Raw genomic sequence first — 21,064 nt, 5'->3', positions numbered from 1 at the left:
CCTTACTTCATTAGGAAGTTGATAAAGAAGCCTGAAATCAAATCGAATGAGCTGATGATCACGCTTGAGATAAGAACCATTACTACGCAAACGATAGTCATTGCTGTCGTATCTTTGCGAGAAGGCCATACAACCTTACGGATTTCAGAAACTACTTCTTCGCCCCAAGCCAGTACGCGTGGGTTGAACTGAAGTGCTGCAAACAAAACGATACCTGTTGCAACCGGAAGACCGTGTTTGAACAAGTCGTTGTCAGCCAATTTTGCAACGACACCGAAAGCACCCGAGAATGCTTTGATAAGGAAGTGCACGGTCAATCCAACCAAAGCACCCGCAATTGCAAAACTAAGAGTCATGATCTTAGAATTAGTTTTTTCCACGATACCTCATTCCTGTTGAAATATTTGTGTAGAAATTGGCAGGGGCGGAGGGATTCGAACCCACGACCTAACGATTTGGAGTCGTTCGCTCTACCGCTGGAGCTACACCCCTGCACGATCTTATTAATGATAATCGATTGCCTACTTCGTTGCTTCGTCGTCGACCTACTGATCAGTAGGGCCTCCTCCTTGCGCCTCGTATTCAATCAATTCTCATTAATAATCTCCCTTGTTTTACATCGTAAGGAGACTTCGATGAGACTTTTTTGCCAAAACTACTCCAGTGGAGCTGGAGTGCTACAAAACACCGAGGGGGACCCTTTTGTCAAGGAGTCCCCCGGGTGATTTTTATTTCAGCCTATGCTGCGTTAATCCTACTCAAGGATGTCGATAACAACGCCGGCGCCAACTGTACGGCCACCTTCGCGGATCGCGAAACGCAATTCTTTTTCCATTGCGATCGGAGCGATCAATTCAACAGACAATTCAACGCGGTCACCTGGCATAACCATTTCAGTGCCAGCTTTCAAAGTACAAACACCAGTTACGTCAGTTGTACGGAAGTAGAACTGTGGACGGTAACCGTTGAAGAATGGAGTATGACGTCCGCCTTCTTCTTTAGTAAGGATGTACGCTTCTGCTTTGAATTTTTTGTGAGGTTTAACTGAACCTGGTTTAGCCAAAACTTGACCACGTTCAACGTCTTCTTTTTTAGTACCACGAAGAAGAACACCACAGTTGTCCCCTGCTTGACCTTCATCAAGAAGTTTACGGAACATTTCGATACCAGTAACTGTAGTTTTTTGAGTTGGACGGATACCGATGATTTCGATCTCGTCACCAACTTTAACGATACCACGCTCAACACGGCCAGTAACAACTGTACCACGACCAGAGATAGAGAACACGTCCTCTACTGGCATCAAGAAAGTTTTGTCAGTAGCACGAGCTGGTTGTGGAATGTAAGCATCGCAAGCTTCCATCAATTTCATGATAGATGGACGACCGATTTCAGATTGGTCACCTTCCAAAGCTTTCAAAGCAGAACCTTTTACTACAGGGATATCATCGCCTGGGTATTCGTACTTAGAAAGAAGTTCGCGGATTTCAAGCTCAACAAGCTCAAGAAGCTCTTTATCGTCAACCATGTCAACTTTGTTCATGAAAACAACCATTGCTGGGATACCAACTTGGCGACCCAAAAGGATGTGTTCACGAGTTTGTGGCATAGGACCGTCAGCAGAAGAAACTACTAGGATCGCGCCGTCCATTTGAGCAGCACCAGTGATCATGTTTTTTACGTAGTCAGCATGTCCTGGGCAGTCAACGTGCGCGTAGTGGCGGTTTTCAGTTTCGTACTCAACGTGAGTAGTGGAGATAGTGATACCACGCTCGCGCTCTTCTGGAGACTTATCGATTTGATCGTAAGACATCGCTTGAGCTTTACCAGCCGCTGCAAGAGTAGTAGTGATAGCAGCAGTCAAAGTTGTTTTACCATGGTCGACGTGACCGATTGTACCGATGTTAACATGCGGTTTCGTACGGGTGAATTTCTCTTTAGACATTAGTCCTCCTGCAGAGATTTTTTATTTTTATCTAACTTAAAGCCAAATTTTTTAAATTCAAGTGTAAAACTAAGTGGAGCCCATGATCGGAGCCGAACCGACGACCTCACCCTTACCAAGGGTGTGCTCTACCACTGAGCTACATGGGCGTCTGAAATTTGGAGCGGGAAACGGGTCTCGAACCCGCAACCCTCTGCTTGGAAGGCAGATACTCTAGCCAATTGAGCTATTCCCGCCCATTAACAGAAACCCTAATTTCACCGAGAAAATATTTAAAAAAATGGTGGGCAGGGAAGGATTCGAACCTTCGTAAGCGCAAGCTAACGGATTTACAGTCCGTCCCCTTTAGCCACTCGGGCACCTACCCATTTTTTTTAAATACTTACTCAGAGAAATTTGGAGCTGGTTATGGGACTCGAACCCGCAACCTGCTGATTACAAATCAGCTGCTCTACCAATTGAGCTAAACCAGCATCACTGAGATAACCGAAAGAGTTATAGTGGAAAAAATCTACATTCGTCAAAGATAATTATCTGTCAGACTGCGATTTTTTAGACTTTCCGCGCTGCGCGTGCTGCCTTAGTGTTTCTGTCAGAGCCATTGCTGTCGCGACAGACGCATTATAAGAGGCTGATGCACTCGTTTGCGGAATGAAAACCAATTCATCACATAGACGTTCTGTTGTCACTCTCAAACCTTTATCTTCCGCCCCAATTGCCCAAATTACTTTTTCTGGCAAATCGAGCTCAAATATAGATTTTTTTCCGCGAGGACTTAGGCCATAAATCCAATAGCCTTTTTCTTTTAGTGTTTCCGCGTACTTACTAAAGTTCGTCGTGGATTCAACGGCAACGTGTTCAACGCCACCGCAAGCTACTTTATGAACGGTCGGAGTTAGACCCACCGCGCGATCCTCTGGAATTAATACACCTTTTACATTGGTTAACCAGGAAGTTCGTAGAATCGCACCCAAATTATGGGGGTCTTCGATACCGTCCAACATCAAAACGATAGATGTTTCAAGATTCCCCAGATGGTCTAGGTCCATACCCGGCGCACCTTCAACAAAAAGTGCCGCACCCTGGTGAGAGGATCCAAATTTATCGATGACAGCTTCTTGGCGAATTTCTGGAGTGATGTGGTGCTTACGAGCCATTTCTTCCAGATCACGCAAATCTGCAGAAGATTCCCAGCCATTTTTCAACCACATGCCTTTAACTTTTTTAGGGCGCATATAGAGAGCTTCTTTGATCGCGTGATTACCGACAACGATTCTCCACTCTCTAGGAATGGAATTTTCAGAGCGAGATCCCTGCTGAGGACGACCACCTTGAGAGCGACCACCGCTTTGTTGAGGACGAGATCCTGGCGGGCGAGATGAACCCTGAGAGGATCTTTGAGAGTTGTTTTTAGAACCGGAACGGAAATTATTTTTCTTCATACTACATCGCCATCACAAACTGATTTGCAGCTTCTTTAATATCTTTTGCTTCTAATATTGGACGCCCTACCACCAATGCGGAAGCGCCCTTTTCAAGTGCTTCCTTGGGGCCCATGATTCGCTTTTGGTCGCCAGAGTCGTTCATACTAAAGCGAATTCCCGGCGTGACAAGATAGAGACCCTGATTTTGTAAAAGGTCTAGCTCGTGGGGCGAGCAAACGACCCCGGAGAGTCCTGATTTTTGAACTAAACTCGCCAATTCAGTCACATGCTGAGCGATCGGCTGAGGATTCATTACCGGCGGCAATGAGTTTTGATCCCAGGAAGTTAAAATGGTCACAGCGAGAATGCGAAACGGACGGATTTTACTTAGCTCCGCCTCTACCTTGGCCATTCTTTGCAGGGCTTCTGCTCCACTAAGGGCGTGAACTGTGACTAGCGAGGCACCAGCATCGAAGCTTGCGCGCACGGCGGCTTCCATCGTGGAGGGAATATCGAAGTGTTTATTATCGAGAAAGATAGGAGCTCTTTGCGACATCTCCTGCACAAACTCCATGCCGTAACGAAGACAAAGACGTGGGCCGAGCTTGATGCCCCCGACAACATCCCCGATTTGATCGGCGATTTTCAATGCTTGATCTCTGGTATCGACATCAAGAGCGAGGATTAGGGGATTTCTCATGGGGTGAGCGCGCAGGTTTTTATTCATGGAATAACTCCTGCGCTCCACCCTCTCATAAACTGGCAATCAGGTCATTTGTTTTCGACGATAATGAGCGTGTTCCACCCCATGACACGAATAGGATTGCCATTCACGTCACGAGCCACCCGGCCATTCTCATTGAATAAAGGCACAAGCTTTTGCGGCTGCGCCGAAACTTTATTCCACAGGATAATGGCGTTGTCTTTGTGGACACGAACACATCCTCCGGAAGCACGCCTGCCCAGTTCTTTGTAGTGATCGGGAGTGGTGGCATGGACTGCGACTCCCCCATTAAAGAACATCGCGTATTCCATATGGGCTTTCCAGGTATAGGAATAGTGGTCGCGCACTAATTTATAGGGCGAAAAAGTGCCGACGGGAGTTGTGGTCCAATACCAGCGACCGCTTTTGGCTTTTTCGTATTGTTCACGGCCGGTAGAAACCAGATAAGTTGCTGTCGGCATTCCATTTTCCATCACCTGCATTTGCTGCGCAGTGGGACCGATTGGAGCTTTGTTAATTCTTAGGACAATGGCGTATTCACGATAGACGTCGATACCGTCTTGAGCGGCGATGATTTCAGGATTAATCACAGCGGCACGCATTTCAGTGCGAGGGGCGCCAACTTCATTAGCGAGCTCATCCGTTGTCATCAAGTCATCTAAAGATTCATTTGTCGGCAGAACTTCGTTATCAGGTGGTGCATTCAGCGTGTCGGTTGCCGGCGATGTCGTGAGAGAAAATTCTTTATCGGCGAAGGAAGTTAAGGAAAATACTGAAACGAGCAACAACAAGGTAATGATTAAGGCTTTCATACAAACCCTCCTGTTATTGACACTCATAGATCCCTAGAATTAAGAATCTGCGCTGACTTCCGGTCGGTCAAAGACAATAAAAAAACGGAGAGAAATTCCCTCCGTTCGCCAAATTCATAAATAATTTGAAATCAACTTTTTCGGACCTAGGGCTTTACGTTTCCGAGGGAATTCAATATTCCACCCAACCAACCTCGAATCCACTCCCCGAGCCCATCCCAACGTCGCAAAACCGAACGTTGGAAAATTGGATTTATCAAGGCGCCAGGAGGAAGCTGTACTACCTGTACAGCGACGACAAAAATAGCAGGATGCTATTTTTGTCGTCAGCCCGTAGGGTTGAGGGCAGGAGCCCTCAACCCCGGCAACGCGGAGAAATCCGATTTGCCGACGTTCCCTAATAAGACTTTGCGAACAAGACCCACTTGGTTGCTGGCTTACCCGAGAAGATACAGTTTCCGCTGATTGGCTCTTGCTTCAAGGGGGCGCAACGCGGAGTTACTTTTAATTGAGCTAGCAATTCGTGGCCGATACCTTCTTCACACCATGGAACCAACGCGAATCCTGGGGCGGAGTTTTCTTCACCCTTGAAGTGCGCTTCGAATTCTTTCAGGTCTGTGATTTTTTTGATGTTGCTGTCACGGAAAGCTTTGGCTCTTTCGAACAAGCCGTCCTGGATTTCTTGCAACAAAGCACTGATGCCTTGAACGAAGGCATCGCGGGCCTGGCCGGCTTTTTCTTTCGGGCCTTTGTCACGACGGCCGACGAATACTTCGCCTTTCGCCATGTCACGAGGACCTACTTCTACACGCACTGGAACACCTTGTTTGATGTATTGCCATGCTTTATCGCCACCACGGATATCGCGGTCGTCGACTTTCACACGCACAGAGCCACCGTTGAAGCTTTGAGATTTCACTTCTTTAGCCAAGCTGTTTACGTATTCAAGAACCTGTGCTTTTTCAGCGTCGTTACGATAGATAGGTACGATCACCACGTGCAGCGGAGCGATTCTTGGTGGAACCACAAAACCGTTGTCATCAGAGTGAGTCATGATCAATCCACCGATAAGGCGAGTTGAAACGCCCCAGGACGTTGTCCAGGCTGTTTCTTCTTTACCCTCAGCACTTAGGTATTTGATACCAGAAGCTTTGGCAAAGTTTTGACCCAAGAAATGAGACGTGCCTGCCTGAAGAGCTTTTTTATCCTGCATAAGAGCTTCGATAGTATACGTATCAACCGCACCTGGGAAACGCTCGTCAGAAGTTTTCATCCCTTTGATCACTGGCATCGCCATATAATTTTCAGCGAAGTCAGCATAGACGCCCAACATTTGCAAAGTTTCGTCTTGAGCTTCCTTTGCCGTCGCGTGAACCGTATGGCCTTCTTGCCACAAGAACTCAGCTGTTCTTAGGAACATACGCGTACGCATTTCCCATCTCATCACGTTGCACCATTGGTTAATCAAAACAGGAAGGTCACGGTAAGACTTAACCCATTTTGCGAATTGATGGCCGATGATCGTTTCAGACGTTGGACGAATGATTAGTGGCTCTTCAAGTTCACCATCTGGAACCAGCTTGCCATTGCCATCACCTTTCAAACGGTGATGAGTCACGACGGCGCACTCTTTAGCAAAGCCTTCCACGTGTTCTGCTTCTTTTTCCAAAAAGCTTAATGGAATTAGCAATGGGAAGTAGGCGTTCACGTGGCCCGTATCTTTGAACATGCGATCTAGAACGGCTTGCATGTTTTCCCATACAGCGTAGCCCCAAGGTTTGATAACCATGCAACCACGAACCGGAGAATTTTCAGCCATATCAGCTGCCGTGATGACTTGTTGGTACCACTCTGGGTAGTTTTCAGAACGTGTTGGTTTAATTGCTGTATCTGACATGTGCTATTCCTTAAATGTCTTTTGTATCAATTCCGTAGGCTTTAATTTTTCTGTGCAAGTAACTTCTTTCAAGGCCGATCACTTCAGCGGTTTTCGAAATATTGCCGCCGTTTTCGTTGATCTTGCGAAGAAGGTATTCCTTTTCGAACTGCGCGCGGGCATCGCGGAACGTAGACAGGTCTTGCATCTCAAAACCTTTTTCATCGTCTTTGTCGATCAAACCTGCAAAACGCAAGTCATGAACGTCGACGAATTCCCCGGGAGTCAGGATGTATACGCGTTCGATAAAGTTTTTAAGTTCGCGTACGTTCCCCGTCCATTGGTGAGAAAGCATCTTGTTCATAGCTTGTTCACTGATGGCTTTTTTAGGGAAACCGCTTTCGCGAGCGACGTTATCAGAGAAGAAAGAAACCAGAACCGGGATGTCTTCCGGATGCTCGCGAAGAGCCGGTACACGGAAGGGAATCACGTTCAGACGATAGTAAAGATCTTCGCGGAAGCGGCCTTCTTTAACTTCTTTATCCAGGTCTTTAGAAGACGCCGCGATCACGCGCACATCATTTTCAATAGTTTCCGACCCACCGACACGGCGGTATTTTTTGTCATCAAGATAAGTCAAAAGTTTCGCTTGGGCGTCTTTATTCATTTCGCTGATTTCAGCGATGTACAAAGTTCCACCTTGAGCGAGGTCCAATTTACCTTTTTTCGCGCGATCCACCCCTGGCATTGCGCCTTTTTCAATACCGAAGATTTCTGATTCCAAAAGATCTTCAGGAATACCACCGCAGTTGATTTCAACAAACGGACGGCTCGCGCGAGCGCTAAGGTAGTGGATGTTTTGTGCGACAAGCTCTTTACCTGTGCCCGCTTCCCCTTGGATCAAAACCCAGGAGTTCGTCGGAGCCACGCGGGCAATCACTTGCTTGGTTGCTACGATCGAAGGTGCTTCGCCCACAAGAGCGATGGATTTACGAAGCTTGTTCAATAGAAGTGATTTCTCTTCTTTTGCTTGCTGGAAGCTTAGGATGTTTGAAATCACGATAAGGATTTTATCCATTGAAAGCGGCTTTTCGATGAAATCCCATGCGCCCAGCTTAGTTGCCTTAACCGCTGTTTCGATTGTTCCGTGACCAGAGATCATCACGAACTCAACATTCGGGAATTCTTTGCGAGCACGAGTCAACACCTCGATACCATCGAATTTACCCGGCATCCAGATGTCTTGGAAGACAACGTCTGGCTGAACGTCTTTGATCGCTTGCAGACCCGACTCCCCGTCGTGTGCGAGAAATACTTGATAGCCTTCATCCTTTAAAGAGGCTGAAAGCACATCACGAATTGGCGCTTCGTCGTCAATAATCAGAATTTTAGTCGATAGAGCCGTCATCACGGACCTTCTTTCTATTCTTCAGAGGGCTTCCAAGCGCCCACTTCGTTTACAGGGATCTCGATCACCAGTTTTAAACCTTTTGGATCATTGGCTGTCGCACGAATGAATCCATTATGGTCTTCGATGATTCTTTTTACGATAGGTAAGCCTAAACCAGTTCCGCCCTCTTTTGTAGAGTAGTACGGTTCAAAAATGCGGTTTCTTTGCTCTGCTGACACCCCGTCTCCATTGTCAGCCACTGTCATTCGCATGGTTTTGATGTCTTTTGAATAAAGTGTGGCTATTTGGACGGCGGGTTGTGGTTCTTTAGCCACAGCAGCCACAGCGTTATCCACAAGATTCACCAGGACACGGCGGAATTGATCGGGGTCGAATTTGAATTCCGGCAACTCTGTATCAGGTTTAAAATCAAAACTGACATTTGGATGAGCCTGGCGATAAAGCCCCAGGGATTCCTCAACTACGCTGTTGAAATTCGCAACCACGGGACGAGCCTGCGGAAGACGAGCAAAGTTACTGAACTCGTTCACCAGATTTTTTAAACCATCCACTTGTTTTACGATCATGGTCGTACATTCACTGAATGCCGGATCCGTAATCGAAGCACCAAACTTTCTTTGCAGGCGTTCCGCGGAAAGCTTAATGGGTGTCAGAGGATTTTTAATCTCATGGGCAATACGACGGGCCACTTCTGTCCAAGCGGCAGAACGTTGCGCATTCACGATCGGAGTCATGTCGTCGAACACCAGGACCTTACCCACGGCTTCGCCTTTTTCATCTTTAAGGATGGAAAGACTCATTAACAGAGGCACAGCCTCCCCCTGAACGTTCAAGCGGAATTCTTTTTGGATACTTTCGATTTTATGATCCTGCATTGTTTTCAGCAGGTCTGCGAAAGTACGGAAATACTCTAATGTTAAAAGCTCACGCACAGATTTACCGATGTAGCGTTCCGGATCGATTTTCAAAAGTTGAGCGGCGTGACGATTGATGGTGGAAACGCGCCCGGCCTGATCGACAGAGATCACGCCCGTATTCACATTACGAAGAACCGTATCCGTATAGCGCGCATGCTGATCGAGCTCTTCCAGAGTGTTTTCCAAAGTCACCGTCATTTGGTTGAAACTTGAAATCAGGTCGGTGATTTCCTCGGAACCGGATTTGATTTCCAGTGGAGTGTAATCTCCTCCCGCAATCCTGCGAGTCGCACGCCCCAATTGCACAATCGGAATCGAGAGCTGTCGGGCCAAATAGAACCCAAACCAGGTCGCCGCCAGCAAGATCACAAAGGTCATCAACACCAGGATGATCAGGTAAATAGATTTCAACGGATATTCGAGCGGATTGATATCCCGGAACTCATCATAGGCCGTCGAGATATCATCCATTTTACTGACGAGTGACAGCGGTAAAAAGCTGGAAACAACGATGGCACCTTTGTCAGCGCCCTCTTTGACCGGGACAATCACGCGCACCAGATTTCCATCCCCGAATTGATGGATGATGGAGGCTTCGGCTTGGACCTTAATACCTTTTTGCAGGAATTCTAGGGAGACCGCAGGCACCGTAGGAACGGTGTCATCTTCAGCAGAAACGACAACTCGCTTACCGAAAAGTGACGGATAATATTCCACCGCATCCAAACTGAATTCTTTGCGAAGTTGCTCGACTTTGCGTTTGATGTCGTTCGAATTACTTAACGGCCGGACGGAATCTGCAATCTGATGAGCAAAGTGGTAGTTCTTTTTCTTAGCATTGAAATAGTAGGCATTAGTGACTTCGATGGAGCTTTTTAGAACTCCCGCCATTTTGGCGCTAAACCACTTATCAAAGCTCGAGTTAATATAAAATACGGAGATGATAAACATCAGAACAGTCGGGATAAAGCTGAACGCGACGAACGCGGCGACAAGTTTTGCTTTAAGACTGCTACCGAAGATTTTACCTTGGCGCTCGACGAAGACCTTCACGATGTTTCGGAAGATCATGAACAACAATAACAACAACAGAACGATGTTAAAGTTTACGAGACCAAAGAAGAAGATACTGTGAACGAATGGAAGTTGCTGGCTGGTCGCGAACAATCTGATTTCAAACCAGGTCAACAGAACGAACATCAAAGAGACGACCAGAACGATTAAGATCTCTCGTCTTCTCTTTTTTAACTCCTGCGGACCATGTGGTAGAAACTCATCTCGGTCAGACACCCAGCACCCTTCGTTAGGCTTATAATGCTAAATTACTTTTTAGCTTTTTTCGCGGCTTTTTTTGCTTTAGCCGGAGCTTTCTTTGCTGCTTTCGCTGCCTTTGGAGCTTTTGCCTTTGCTGCAGCTTTTGGAGCTGGTTGAGCTGCCAACATTTTAGCAGTTTTCATCGTCGCTGGGATTTCACCCACCAAACCGATCATTTCCATGACAACTTGAGCAGCTTCTTCACCCTTGTTCATGTGCTCAGTGCTGCCTGTGCGAGCAATGGCTTGCTCTTCGTTTTCAGTTGTCAAAATACCGAAACCGATTGGTTTTTTATAATCCAGCATCAAGCGAGTGATACCGTCAGTTACTGAGTTGCAGACATAATCATAGTGAGAAGTTTCCCCACGGATAACAGCCCCCAATGCAACCACACCGTCGCAACCCGCATCCAAAAAAGCCTGGCAAGCTAGAGGTACTTCAACTGCGCCCGGAACCAAGGCCGCGTAAATTTCAACTCCCTCACAAGACTCAAGGTAAGAGATTGCTCCCTCTTCAAGTTTTTGAGTGATTTCAGAATTCCAGCGTGCAGTTACAACGCCAACTTTGATGCTTGCCATTAGTGAGCCCCTTTTAAATTTTCAATTGCCACAATTTCAACGATTTCCAAATCAAATGCTTTCAAACCGACTTTCTTTTCCGGTTTGTTAGTGATCAGACGAATTTTGTTCGCACCGATCTCGCGCAAAATTTGCGCGCCGATACCGTAGTCACGCTCATCCATCAACGGAGTGGATGGACGCAGATCTTCCATACCCATCAAAGCCTGAAGTTCTTGAGTCAAACCTTGAGTCCGGTTGTTCCCACGCAGAAGAACGAAAGCACCATGACCAGCATCTTCAATCATTTTTAGACTTTCGACAACTGACGATGCGCCTCTTTGCACAACGGCCATGAAATCACGAGTGAAGTTGTCCACGTGAACACGGATCAATGCAGCTTCGTCTTTTTTGATTTCACCTTTTTGAATAACCAAGTGTTCAAGTCCATCCACTGTGGAACGGAACACGCGGGCTTTGTAGCCCTCGCCGAAAGAAGCTGGCAAAGGAATGTTCGCCAATTCTTCAACCAAAGTTTCATTCGCCAAGCGGTAAGCGATCAGATCCACGATCGTACCAATTTTGATGCCGTGTTTTTTCGCGAATTCTTTCAAATCTGGAACGCGCGCCATGGATCCATCTGGATTCATCACTTCGCAAATGACCGCTGCTGGATTCAATCCTGCCAAACGAGCCAGATCCACAGAAGCCTCTGTATGTCCTGCACGTTTTAGTACACCACCGTGTTGGGCACGGATGGGGAAGATATGACCGGGCATATGAACGTCAGAAGGTTTTGCGTGAGGATTAGCTGCCACTTTGCAAGTGTGAGCACGATCCGCAGCGGAAATACCTGTAGAGATTCCTTCAGCGGCTTCGATGGAAACTGTGAAGGCTGTTTTGTTCGGAGCATAGTTGTACTCGTCACGAACCATCAATGGCAGTTGCAGACGATCCATTTGTTGAGGAGTCATGCACAGGCAAACCAAACCACGTGCTTCAGAGATCATAAAGTTGATCGCTTGGGCATTCACGTGATCTGTCGCAAGAATAAGATCACCTTCGTTTTCACGGTCCTCGTCGTCCACCAGAATAACGACTTTACCCGCTCTTACATCATCAAGAATTTCTGGGATTGTATTGAATGCCATCGAGTTAATCCTTTTTTACTTCCAAAGAACGTTGAATCGCGCGCGCCATATAATCCGGCTCCACATTGATTTTGCTACCAACCTTCATATCGCCCAAATTTGTGCGTTTGAGGGTTTCCGGAATCAGACAGACAGAGACCGTATTTTTATCAAGCTCGTTAACCGTGAGACTTACGCCATTCAGCGTGATGCTCCCCTTTTTCCAAACGTAAGGCAGGATTGTGTCCTGAACCTTTACGTCCAAAAAGAAGGATTCGCCGATAAGCTCGGATCTTGTCACGGAGCCCAAACTATCAACGTGGCCCGTCACCAAATGACCATGAATTCGGTCACCAAATCGCAAAGATCTCTCTAAATTGACCTTTTTGCCGATCCAGCTGTTTGGGTTCCAATCAAGAACCTTGATGGTTTCCGCTGCCAGAGCGAAAGTCATTTGATTCTCGTCAAAGGCTTCCACCGTCAGGCAAACACCATCGCAAGCGATGCTATCGCCGAGCTTTAAATCATTGAATTCAGAAGGTTTTTTAATTTTAATGCGATAGGCATTTTGAAGCTCTTCCGAGCTTTCAATTGGCATAACGGATTCGACGATTCCAGAAAACATAAGGGCCTCTGCTTGAATGGGCTGGAAACTACACTTTCACAGGGAGATTGGCAAGGAAAGCCACCCTATTTTCATTGTGTTGAAAGCCCGAACTGCCCGTAAATTCATTGACCTGGCTGAGTCGGATTCAGAAGATGAATTTATGAAAAAACTAATTGGTGTTTTATTGATTCTTGGCGGCCTTTATTCGAACTCAGCCCGGGCACAAAGCTCTAGTCAAAACCTGTCCTATGACCTCAGTGGCGGGATCGGAACCTATAATGGAAACAGCTATACGGAAATCGATCTGGGGCTAAATTGGTATTTGAAAGACTGGCTGAATTGGCGCAATTCCATTTTCACTCAATTCGGCTCCAGCATTAACACAACTTACGGTTTAGACACGGCGGCAATTTTTGGGACGGGTTTTTACTCCTCTCCAAAGTTCGGTGTTGAGGTCTTTGCCGGTCCCGGTTTGCGATTTGCCAACGAAGATGCCAGTGGTTATTTCGGAAAAGCCGGTTTGATTTTTGCCATGGGTCCAATACGAATTGGTGGCGGCGCCCAAGTGACGAAGTACTATGATACCCGCCGAGACAAATATGGATTCAAAATGCCAGACGAGGAAGTTCAGTACTTTATTGTTCTTTCTGGCGGGGGCGCTTTATAGGGGGAGACCAAAATGGAAAGCGGAGACATCATAGCAGAAAGTCCCGCTTTTATTTCTGCCCTGTCGTTAGCTCGCAAAGTTGCTGAAAGCTGCTCCAATGTTCTGATTACAGGGGAAAGCGGCACCGGCAAAGAAGTCATTGCCAAATTTATTCACTCCCAAAGCCCGCGAAATTCGCGAAGCTTCGTCGCGCTGAATTGCGCAGCCATCCCTGACAATTTATTAGAATCAGAACTTTTCGGTTATGCTCGCGGAGCTTTCACGGGCGCGCACAACAGCAAGACGGGATTGCTGGAAGAAGCCGAAGGCGGCACTCTGTTTTTAGACGAGATCGCTGATTTGGATATCAGTTTGCAAGCAAAGTTGTTGCGAGTTTTGCAGGAACGAAAAATCAAACGTCTGGGAGAAAACAACCTTCGCCCTATCAACATTCGTGTGATTGCCGCCACCCATGAAAATTTAAACCGGGCCGTACACACTAAAAAATTTCGCGAAGATCTTTTCTTTCGTTTAAACGTCATCAGCATCAATGTGCCTTCGCTGCGTGAACGTCGCGAAGATATTCTGCCCCTTGCCACACATTTCATTAGAAAGTTTTCGACCATCAACGCGAAGACAATATTCGGCCTGACACCGGCGGCGAATGACTATTTACTGAAAGAGTCGTGGCAGGGAAATGTGCGTGAACTGGAAAACCGAATTGAACGTGCGGTGGTCCTGGCTCTGAATTCTCATATCGACGTTGAAGATCTGCATCCACAAGCCATGTCGCTGACTCAACAAAAACGAAACACGATCGGTTTTTTAAGAGATAAAGTAAACGAATGTCCTTCCAAAATTCTATCCATCGACGACATGAATCGACTCTATATCGAATACGCTTTGTCGCTTAACAACGGTGCGAAAGAAAAGACCGCCCGCGATTTAGGCATCGACCGCAAGACTCTTTATCGCAAACTTGGGAAACGACACCACACTTTGTGATAGTTGGCATCTGCTTTGCTTAAGCAAATGCTAGTAACACCACTGAGGAGGTCTGCATGTTACGGGCTGCAATCGCATTTTTCATTTTAGCCATCGTAGCGTTCGTTTTAGGCGCCAATGGCGTGGCGGGATTATCAATGGAGGTCGGAAGACTGCTGTTGATTGTGTTCTTGGTACTGGCTGTAATCAGCTTCTTCGTCAATATGATTGGCCGAAGAGGACCAAGGTAAGAAATCCCGAGGGTCAAATTGCCCCGAATATAGGGAAAGTTTCCCCGGGGCACTTTGACTCCCTTATCACTTAAAATCTGCGCTTCTGCAAAAAAAGAAGGGCTTCCATTCTAGAAGCCCCATCTCAACCTTACATATTTAGGTCACTATTTTTCCAGACTATCTTCTTCCAGAAGAATTTCTGTCCGTAGAGTTTTGGGAAGGTTTTTGAGAAGACTTGTTCAGATTCTCATTGCGGTTAGAGCTGTTAGAAGATTCTCTTCTTTGGTCTTCAGCTCTGTTGCCAGATCTGTCTGTTGAAGAGGAAGAAGAATTTTGCTTGTTGAATTTGTCAGTTCCCATTGTAGGACTCCTATAAGATAGGCAAGCATCATTGCCTGCCTATCCGAGGAGTTAGCCAAAGTCGTGCCAACATTTAGAATGTCAAATGATTGGAATCCGCTTTCACTTCGACTGTGTCACCTGCTTTTACACCGCCACTGATGATCTGTTTTGAGAGTGGATTTAACAACTCTGTTTGGATCACACGCTTTAAAGGACGAGCCCCATAAATCGGGTCGTAGCCTTTCCGAGCCAGGAACTCCACAGCTTCTTTGCTGAAAGAGATACCGATCTTTTTGCCTTTCAATCTTTGAGCAACCAGATCCAACTGCACCTGCACAATGCCCGCAATTTGCTCCTGCCCCAAAGAGTGATAGATCACAACTTCATCGATACGATTCAAAAACTCTGGGCGGAAATGTTCACGCAAGGCTTCTGTCACCGCTTTTTGTTTTGCATCGTCGTTCATTTTTGGATCTAAAATCGATTGCGAACCCACATTCGAAGTCATGATCAAAACAGTGTTTTTAAAATCCACCGTGCGACCTTGACCATCTGTCAATCGACCGTCGTCCAAAACCTGCAACAGTATATTGAATACATCCGGATGAGCCTTCTCGACCTCGTCCAACAAAACGACGCTGTAAGGTCTGCGACGAACGGCTTCAGTCAATTGACCACCCTCTTCGTAGCCCACATATCCCGGAGGTGCTCCCACCAAACGAGACACGGCGTGTTTTTCCATGTATTCACTCATGTCGATACGAACAACTGCTTGCTCATCATCGAACATGAATTCAGCCAAGGCCTTAACGGTTTCAGTTTTACCGACACCCGTTGGCCCCAGGAACATGAAGGTTCCAATGGGACGATTCGGATCGGAGATCTCGGCACGGGCTCTGCGAATGGCATCTGCCACCACCGTCAATGCATGATCCTGACCAACAACGCGTTTTTTAAGCTCGTTTTCCATGTGCAAAAGTTTTTGGCTTTCACTTTCAAGCATTTTGCTAACCGGAACACCCGTCCATTTCGCGACAACTTCTGCCACGTCTTCAGGACCCACTTCTTCTTTTAGCATGCGGCTTTCGTTGCCATTTTGCTCTTTGCTACGTTCTTCCATGGCTTTGAGTTTGTTCTCGGTCTCTGGAAGTTTTCCGTATTTTAGCTCGGCGGCTTTGCCTAAATCGCCTTCACGCTCGGCTTTGGAAATTGCGACCTTAAGGTCTTCAATGTCCGCTTTGAGTTTTTTGATCTGAGTGATACCACCCTTTTCAAATTCCCATTGCTCGCGCAAAAGCTGGTTCTTGGCGCTCAGACCTGCGATCTCTTTATCGATCACGGTGATGCGTTCCTTCGCACCTTCTTCTTTTTCTTTTTTCAAAGCTTCTTTTTCAATTCGCAGCTGCATCAACTCACGCTCGATTTTATCCACTTCTTCAGGGACAGAGCGAGTCTCGATACCCAACTTACTTGCCGCTTCGTCGATCAAGTCGATCGCCTTGTCCGGCAAGAAACGATTGGTGATGTAACGACGAGAAAGTTTCACCGCCGACACCAACGCCGAGTCAGTGATTCGAATCCCATGATGCACTTCGTACTTTTCTTTCAAGCCACGAAGAATCGTGATCGCATCTTCCTCGCTGGGTTCTTCGACCATGACCGTTTGGAAACGACGCTCAAGGGCCGCATCCTTTTCGATGTACTTGCGATACTCATCCAGCGTAGTGGCACCGATACAGCGAAGTTCGCCACGGGCCAAAGCTGGTTTTAACAATTGACCAGCATCCATTGCCCCATCCGTCTTACCAGCACCAACAAGTGTATGAAGTTCGTCGATGAATAGAATAATCTGACCTTCGCTGGACGTGACTTCTTTGATGACCGCTTTCAAACGATCCTCAAATTCACCGCGGTATTTTGCACCTGCGATCAACGCTCCCATATCCAAGGACATCAATTTTTTACCAATCAAATTATCCGGCACATCGTGCTTCAAGATCCGAATCGCCAAACCTTCGGCAATTGCTGTCTTACCCACACCCGGCTCCCCGATCAAAACAGGATTGTTTTTTGTACGACGGGACAACACCTGCACCACGCGACGAATCTCTTCGTCACGACCAACCACAGGGTCTAGTTTCCCTTCGGCGGCTAAAGCCGTCAGATCACGGGCGTACTTGGTCAAAACCTCGTACTTGTTTTCTGGATCGTCATCAGTGACTTTTTGATTGCCACGCATTTCTCTTAAAGAGTTTTTAACTTTATCTGAGGTCAGGTTGAACTTTTTAAAGAATGCATTCAACTCTCCATCAGTTCCTTTTAGCATCGCTAAAAAGAAGTGTTCTGTTGAAATATAGGCATCGCCCCACTCGTCTGCCTCAACCTCCGCCCCGCGGAAAATTTTCTCCAGGCGTGGACTGGCAAACTGTTTTTGCCCGCCACCCGTGACAGTCGGAAAGCGATCGACTTTTTTACGAAGTTCACTCAAGAAGTCCGCTTGAGCGACGTTTAGTTTGTCTAGAAGACGAGGGATGATCCCCTCACTTTGCTGTACCAGCTCTAACAAGAGATGTTCAGGCTCAACAGATGGGTTTGACTTGCGTTCAGCCAGCTTTGCAGCGGCCTGCATTGCCTCTTGGCTTTTTCGCGTCATTTTTTCAATATCATTGCTCATATCACCTCCATCTGCTTAAAGGATGAGGTCTATTTCGCCATTGTCAACTCTAAGGAATCGATAAAATGCCTGGTATTGTTAATCCTAAAGGAAAGGGAAAATCTCAGCCCCGCATCCGTCCCTCGATGCATAAGGACAGAGTCAATCCTAGCGACTTTATGAAGTATGACACTCGCTTTTCATGCGAAGACTGCACCCATTTTGATGGCGAAAAAACTTGTACCATTGGGTACGACACCCGCCATCACCTTAAAGCCGTTCAAAATCACCAGTATGAATTGGCAGGAAACATGGCTTTCTGCCGTTTTATCGAAATCGTTTAGCCGGTGGCCAGTCGAGCCTTCAGGCCCCGAATTTTTATGAGCTTATGAATCTCAATGACCGCCAAAACAGATATAGCCATCATCAGCATTCGAACCCATTCCTGAACTGGAACCGCTCCCACCCCAAGCAGGTCACTTAAACCTGGAGTGTACATCGCAGCAATATGAATGCCTTGCGCGAGAACCGCTCCGCCCAATAAAAATGGATTACGAAGAGGGTTGAGTTTAAAAATCGATTTTTCTTCTGAACGGCAATTTCCCAGCATCAAATTTTCGAACAACACTAAGAAGAGCAATAGATCATTGCGAGCCATGTCGATGCCAATTCCACTCTGCAAAAGCTGGTGGAAATACCAATAACCCATCCCCCCAATGACGACGGCCGATAAAATCACTCGTTCTAACATCAAGCGATCAAATATCGGCTCATTGGGCCTGCGTGGACGATGGTCCAGCTCATCCCCCTCACCGGGCTCAAAGGACAATCCAATGTCTTGAATTCCATTAGTTACAAGATTTAGCCACAAAATTTGCGCTGCTGTCAGGGGCATTGGGGTATCGAATATAATACTTAACACAAAGATCAGCATTTCGGCGGCAGCTGTGGAAATTAAAAGATAAACGACCTTGCGAAGATTATTATAAACAATGCGTCCCTGCTCGACTCCTGCGACTATGGATGAAAACTTGTCATCGGTCACAATCAGGTCGGCTGCTTCCTTGGCAACATCGGTTCCGCTAAGACCCATCGCCACCCCCACATTCGCCGCTTTCAACGCTGGCGCATCGTTAGCACCATCACCGGTGACGGCAACAAAATAGCCTTGCGCAATTAAACTTTGAACGATCTGTAACTTCTGTTGTGGTTCAACACGCGCAAACACTTTCGCCAAGGAAATCAACTTAATGAGTTCAACTCCGCCTTTGCATTTTTTCAATGCAGGGCCCGTTACCACATCGTCGATCGAGTGAGCTAGGTCCAACTGTCTAGCAATCGCAAGTGAGGTCTTGGGATGATCTCCTGTCACCATAGCAACACGAATACCCACACGTTGACAGTGACGAACCGCCTGAGCAGCGTCTGGGCGCAAGGGATCGATCATTCCGACAAGCCCATAAAAAGTCAGTCCTGTGAGCGGCTTTTGAATTTCTTTTACCGCCCCGGAGACAGACTTTCCTGCCAAGGCTAAAACTCGATATCCCGCCTCGGCCATCCGATCAGCCTGCTTTAAAATCTGCTCGGAAGAAAGATGGTGTTTATGGCCGTTCACGTACATTCGATCACACATCGGAAGCAATTTTTCAACGGCACCCTTCGCAGATATTAGCGGATTTTGTTCGACTCCGGCATGCAACGTCGCCGCGTATTGGTGCTCTGGCTCGAACGGAATATCATCGATCAGTAAATCATCAGAGACCGCACTGATCTGCCCCTTTCGCCCCAGAACTAAGAAGGCCAGATCGACAGAATCTCCGTGGCCCATCCAAACGCCTTCCTGTTGAAAAAGCTGAGCCTCATTGCACAAAACTCCGCACCGAATGAGCGAGGCCAACTGGCTGTCAACGACGTGTACGTTGCCGGGATCTAGACCGCTCCCCTCAATGACGTGCTCTTTCCCGTCGGGCGTTACAATCTTTTGTACTGTCAGCTGATTCACCGTCAGAGTTCCAGTTTTGTCGGTCGCAATATAGTTACACGAGCCCAGCGCTTCAACCGCAGGAAGTTTTCTGACGATTACATTTTTCTTGGCCATGCGACGACTGGCGACAGCTAAAGCCACTGTCAAAGCGACGGGAAGACCTTCGGGAATCGCTGAAACAGCCAATGCTACACTGAATACCAATACATCATAGTAATTGTGTCCCCTCCAAAAAAGAAGCCCCGCCATGACAGCCGTCACCACCAGCAATGAAATAGCGATATTCTGAGTGAGTTTTTCCATACGAATCAAAAGCGGTGTTCCCGCGGACTCTTCTATATTCAGGGAATTGGCAATTTTTCCCAACTCCGTCTGAATACTGACAGCCGTCACCAAGCCCTTCCCCCGACCTCGAACTACCAAAGAGCCCGTAAAAGCCATATTTTTTCGATCACCTAAGGAAGCATGTTCCTCAGAAATTGATTCCGCATATTTAAAAACCGTCAGAGACTCTCCCGTAAGCAAGGACTCATCGACTTCCAAGGCGTGAGTCGCCAGAAGTCGCAAATCTGCAGGCACCTTATTTCCAGATTCCAATAGCACAACGTCTCCAACCACAATTTCCAGTGACGGAATTTCTCGCTTCTCCCCATCTCTTAATACCAATGATTTAGTTTCAGCCATGCGACGTAAGGCTAAAGCACTGTTCTGTGCACTCTTCTCCTGAGTCGTCCCAATAATTGAGTTTATTAGTAAAATAACGGCGATAAAAATAGCATCTCTGGCATCACCAATAAGAATGGCAATGATTCCCGCTACCAGAAGAATGTAAATAAGAGGACTCAAAAACTGTCCTAAGAATATCTGCCAAAGAGGCTTGGGTTTCTTTGTCGGAAACACATTGAGTCCATACTTCTGCAGTCGCAAACTTGCCTCTGATGACGACAGTCCTTGTTCGGGTGAGGGCTCCGTTTTAGCAATTTCCACGATTGAACTTCGATAGGGCTCGCGACTTTTTTCAATTTGCATTTATAAATTGTTGGATGTTTTCGTTCACGTGACAGTAGGATTGTTAACACTCGGCGATGTTTATTATCACAGCCACTTCCAACCATCGTCGCAATGGAAACTTTGACATTATCTTAGTCGAGGAAAACGCCCGTTTTCCCTCTGAAAGTATTGTATCTTAGTGATTCAGGACAATCCTACGTCGGGAATCCAGGATCCGGCCTTCGACTAGTATTGTTTAAAAAAGACAAAACCCGCCTCTCGTCCTGTCAAGACAACCCTACAAATCCCGATCTTAATCACATCAAAGATTCACTCAGAAGGAGTCAAGAGAGAAGGTCACTCTCTTGCTAATACCGAAAGGAGGGCCTTCAAGGATGAAATAATAATGAACAACAGATTGTTCAAAGCTGTGCGCTGGAACAAGAGGTTGAGAAACCTGAATGAACATAAAGCACAGCATGGTCCCAAAGGCTAAAAGGCTAAAGCACAGACTC

17 protein-coding genes and 5 tRNA genes are annotated in these 21,064 nt (G+C 46.9%); 4 read left to right on the top strand and 18 right to left on the bottom strand.

Going from position 1 to position 21,064, the window contains the following annotated elements:
• Positions 1 to 2: 2 nt before the first annotated feature.
• From secE to HW988_RS03835, 16 genes are all read right to left on the bottom strand, one after another.
• Positions 3 to 380, bottom strand: a complete 378-nt coding sequence (secE, locus tag HW988_RS03910) for a preprotein translocase subunit SecE (protein ID WP_142699120.1) — start codon at positions 378 to 380, stop codon at positions 3 to 5.
• A 36-nt stretch (positions 381 to 416) separates the two neighbouring features.
• Positions 417 to 492 (bottom strand) — tRNA-Trp (locus HW988_RS03905).
• A 262-nt stretch (positions 493 to 754) separates the two neighbouring features.
• Positions 755 to 1,945: an elongation factor Tu gene (tuf, locus tag HW988_RS03900; protein ID WP_142699119.1), complete on the bottom strand. Its 1,191-nt coding sequence runs from the start codon at positions 1,943 to 1,945 to the stop codon at positions 755 to 757.
• Positions 1,946 to 2,019: 74 nt separating this feature from the next.
• Positions 2,020 to 2,094 (bottom strand) — tRNA-Thr (locus HW988_RS03895).
• Positions 2,095 to 2,104: 10 nt separating this feature from the next.
• Positions 2,105 to 2,181, bottom strand: a tRNA-Gly gene (locus HW988_RS03890).
• A 45-nt stretch (positions 2,182 to 2,226) separates the two neighbouring features.
• Positions 2,227 to 2,312 (bottom strand) — tRNA-Tyr (locus HW988_RS03885).
• 30 nt (positions 2,313 to 2,342) lie between these two features.
• Positions 2,343 to 2,418, bottom strand: a tRNA-Thr gene (locus tag HW988_RS03880).
• Positions 2,419 to 2,475: 57 nt separating this feature from the next.
• Entirely contained in the window at positions 2,476 to 3,387 is a 912-nt protein-coding gene (locus HW988_RS03875; RefSeq protein ID WP_181606311.1) for an RNA methyltransferase, read from the bottom strand.
• Between the two features lies 1 nt (position 3,388).
• A complete protein-coding gene (gene pyrF / locus HW988_RS03870; RefSeq protein ID WP_181606310.1) occupies positions 3,389 to 4,096 on the bottom strand; it encodes an orotidine-5'-phosphate decarboxylase in 708 nt (235 codons plus the stop codon).
• Positions 4,097 to 4,140: 44 nt separating this feature from the next.
• Complete coding sequence (locus HW988_RS03865; protein ID WP_220128793.1) at positions 4,141 to 4,905, bottom strand: L,D-transpeptidase; 765 nt, start codon at positions 4,903 to 4,905, stop codon at positions 4,141 to 4,143.
• A gap of 397 nt (positions 4,906 to 5,302) precedes the next feature.
• Positions 5,303 to 6,802, bottom strand: coding sequence for a proline--tRNA ligase (gene proS / locus HW988_RS03860; protein WP_181606309.1), 1,500 nt, complete (start codon positions 6,800 to 6,802; stop codon positions 5,303 to 5,305).
• Between the two features lie 10 nt (positions 6,803 to 6,812).
• Positions 6,813 to 8,189 (bottom strand): sigma-54 dependent transcriptional regulator, encoded by a 1,377-nt coding sequence (locus HW988_RS03855; protein ID WP_142699114.1) that lies wholly within the window; start codon positions 8,187 to 8,189, stop codon positions 6,813 to 6,815.
• Between the two features lie 14 nt (positions 8,190 to 8,203).
• Entirely contained in the window at positions 8,204 to 10,399 is a 2,196-nt protein-coding gene (locus tag HW988_RS03850; protein ID WP_181606308.1) for an ATP-binding protein, read from the bottom strand.
• A gap of 32 nt (positions 10,400 to 10,431) precedes the next feature.
• Positions 10,432 to 11,001 (bottom strand): 6,7-dimethyl-8-ribityllumazine synthase, encoded by a 570-nt coding sequence (ribH, locus tag HW988_RS03845; protein ID WP_181606307.1) that lies wholly within the window; start codon positions 10,999 to 11,001, stop codon positions 10,432 to 10,434.
• Positions 11,001 to 12,131: a 3,4-dihydroxy-2-butanone-4-phosphate synthase gene (ribB, locus tag HW988_RS03840; RefSeq protein WP_181606306.1), complete on the bottom strand. Its 1,131-nt coding sequence runs from the start codon at positions 12,129 to 12,131 to the stop codon at positions 11,001 to 11,003. The genes ribH and ribB overlap by 1 nt, the downstream gene beginning before the upstream one ends.
• A gap of 4 nt (positions 12,132 to 12,135) precedes the next feature.
• Positions 12,136 to 12,735: a riboflavin synthase gene (locus tag HW988_RS03835; protein WP_181606305.1), complete on the bottom strand. Its 600-nt coding sequence runs from the start codon at positions 12,733 to 12,735 to the stop codon at positions 12,136 to 12,138.
• Between the two features lie 142 nt (positions 12,736 to 12,877).
• Here HW988_RS03835 and HW988_RS03830 point away from each other — a divergent pair, with 142 nt between their 5' ends.
• Genes HW988_RS03830 through HW988_RS03820 form a run of 3 tightly spaced genes read left to right on the top strand, consistent with a single transcriptional unit; the run spans position 12,878 to position 14,598 of the window.
• Complete coding sequence (locus HW988_RS03830) at positions 12,878 to 13,384, top strand: hypothetical protein (RefSeq protein ID WP_181606304.1); 507 nt, start codon at positions 12,878 to 12,880, stop codon at positions 13,382 to 13,384.
• Between the two features lie 12 nt (positions 13,385 to 13,396).
• A complete protein-coding gene (locus HW988_RS03825; RefSeq protein WP_181606303.1) occupies positions 13,397 to 14,368 on the top strand; it encodes a sigma-54-dependent Fis family transcriptional regulator in 972 nt (323 codons plus the stop codon).
• Between the two features lie 56 nt (positions 14,369 to 14,424).
• Entirely contained in the window at positions 14,425 to 14,598 is a 174-nt protein-coding gene (locus HW988_RS03820) for a DUF1328 domain-containing protein (protein ID WP_181606302.1), read from the top strand.
• A 415-nt stretch (positions 14,599 to 15,013) separates the two neighbouring features.
• Here HW988_RS03820 and clpB read toward each other — a convergent pair whose 3' ends face one another.
• Entirely contained in the window at positions 15,014 to 17,596 is a 2,583-nt protein-coding gene (clpB, locus tag HW988_RS03810; protein WP_255490194.1) for an ATP-dependent chaperone ClpB, read from the bottom strand.
• Positions 17,597 to 17,754: 158 nt separating this feature from the next.
• Between clpB and HW988_RS19100 the strand changes: the two genes are divergently transcribed.
• Positions 17,755 to 17,919 carry a hypothetical protein gene (locus tag HW988_RS19100; RefSeq protein ID WP_255490193.1) on the top strand — a complete coding sequence of 55 codons (165 nt, stop codon included), beginning with the start codon at positions 17,755 to 17,757 and terminating at the stop codon, positions 17,917 to 17,919.
• On the opposite strand, the gene HW988_RS03800 is transcribed toward HW988_RS19100, so the two are convergent.
• Positions 17,916 to 20,588 (bottom strand): HAD-IC family P-type ATPase, encoded by a 2,673-nt coding sequence (locus tag HW988_RS03800; protein WP_181606300.1) that lies wholly within the window; start codon positions 20,586 to 20,588, stop codon positions 17,916 to 17,918. The two genes, HW988_RS19100 and HW988_RS03800, sit on opposite strands and share 4 nt — an antisense overlap.
• Positions 20,589 to 21,064 lie beyond the last annotated feature (476 nt).

Origin of the sequence: Bdellovibrio sp. KM01, from assembly GCF_013752535.1 — a bacterium.
Classification (GTDB): domain Bacteria; phylum Bdellovibrionota; class Bdellovibrionia; order Bdellovibrionales; family Bdellovibrionaceae; genus Bdellovibrio.
Note: the sequence above shows the minus strand (reverse complement) of the source record. Positions and strands in the feature narration are given on the sequence as shown.

Excerpts from the sequence above, each read along its gene's own strand:
- ribH (WP_181606307.1), bottom strand. The coding sequence starts at position 11,001 with ATGGCAAGCATCAAAGTTGGCGTTGTAACTGCACGCTGGAATTCTGAA.
- clpB (WP_255490194.1), bottom strand. The coding sequence starts at position 17,596 with ATGAGCAATGATATTGAAAAAATGACGCGAAAAAGCCAAGAGGCAATG.
- tuf (WP_142699119.1), bottom strand. The coding sequence starts at position 1,945 with ATGTCTAAAGAGAAATTCACCCGTACGAAACCGCATGTTAACATCGGT.
- HW988_RS03825 (WP_181606303.1), top strand. The coding sequence starts at position 13,397 with ATGGAAAGCGGAGACATCATAGCAGAAAGTCCCGCTTTTATTTCTGCC.
- HW988_RS03875 (WP_181606311.1), bottom strand. The coding sequence starts at position 3,387 with ATGAAGAAAAATAATTTCCGTTCCGGTTCTAAAAACAACTCTCAAAGA.
- pyrF (WP_181606310.1), bottom strand. The coding sequence starts at position 4,096 with ATGAATAAAAACCTGCGCGCTCACCCCATGAGAAATCCCCTAATCCTC.
- HW988_RS03835 (WP_181606305.1), bottom strand. The coding sequence starts at position 12,735 with ATGTTTTCTGGAATCGTCGAATCCGTTATGCCAATTGAAAGCTCGGAA.
- HW988_RS03865 (WP_220128793.1), bottom strand. The coding sequence starts at position 4,905 with ATGAAAGCCTTAATCATTACCTTGTTGTTGCTCGTTTCAGTATTTTCC.
- HW988_RS03830 (WP_181606304.1), top strand. The coding sequence starts at position 12,878 with ATGAAAAAACTAATTGGTGTTTTATTGATTCTTGGCGGCCTTTATTCG.
- HW988_RS19100 (WP_255490193.1), top strand. The coding sequence starts at position 17,755 with ATGAAGTATGACACTCGCTTTTCATGCGAAGACTGCACCCATTTTGAT.
- HW988_RS03855 (WP_142699114.1), bottom strand. The coding sequence starts at position 8,189 with ATGACGGCTCTATCGACTAAAATTCTGATTATTGACGACGAAGCGCCA.
- HW988_RS03820 (WP_181606302.1), top strand. The coding sequence starts at position 14,425 with ATGTTACGGGCTGCAATCGCATTTTTCATTTTAGCCATCGTAGCGTTC.
- HW988_RS03800 (WP_181606300.1), bottom strand. The coding sequence starts at position 20,588 with ATGCAAATTGAAAAAAGTCGCGAGCCCTATCGAAGTTCAATCGTGGAA.
- ribB (WP_181606306.1), bottom strand. The coding sequence starts at position 12,131 with ATGGCATTCAATACAATCCCAGAAATTCTTGATGATGTAAGAGCGGGT.
- proS (WP_181606309.1), bottom strand. The coding sequence starts at position 6,802 with ATGTCAGATACAGCAATTAAACCAACACGTTCTGAAAACTACCCAGAG.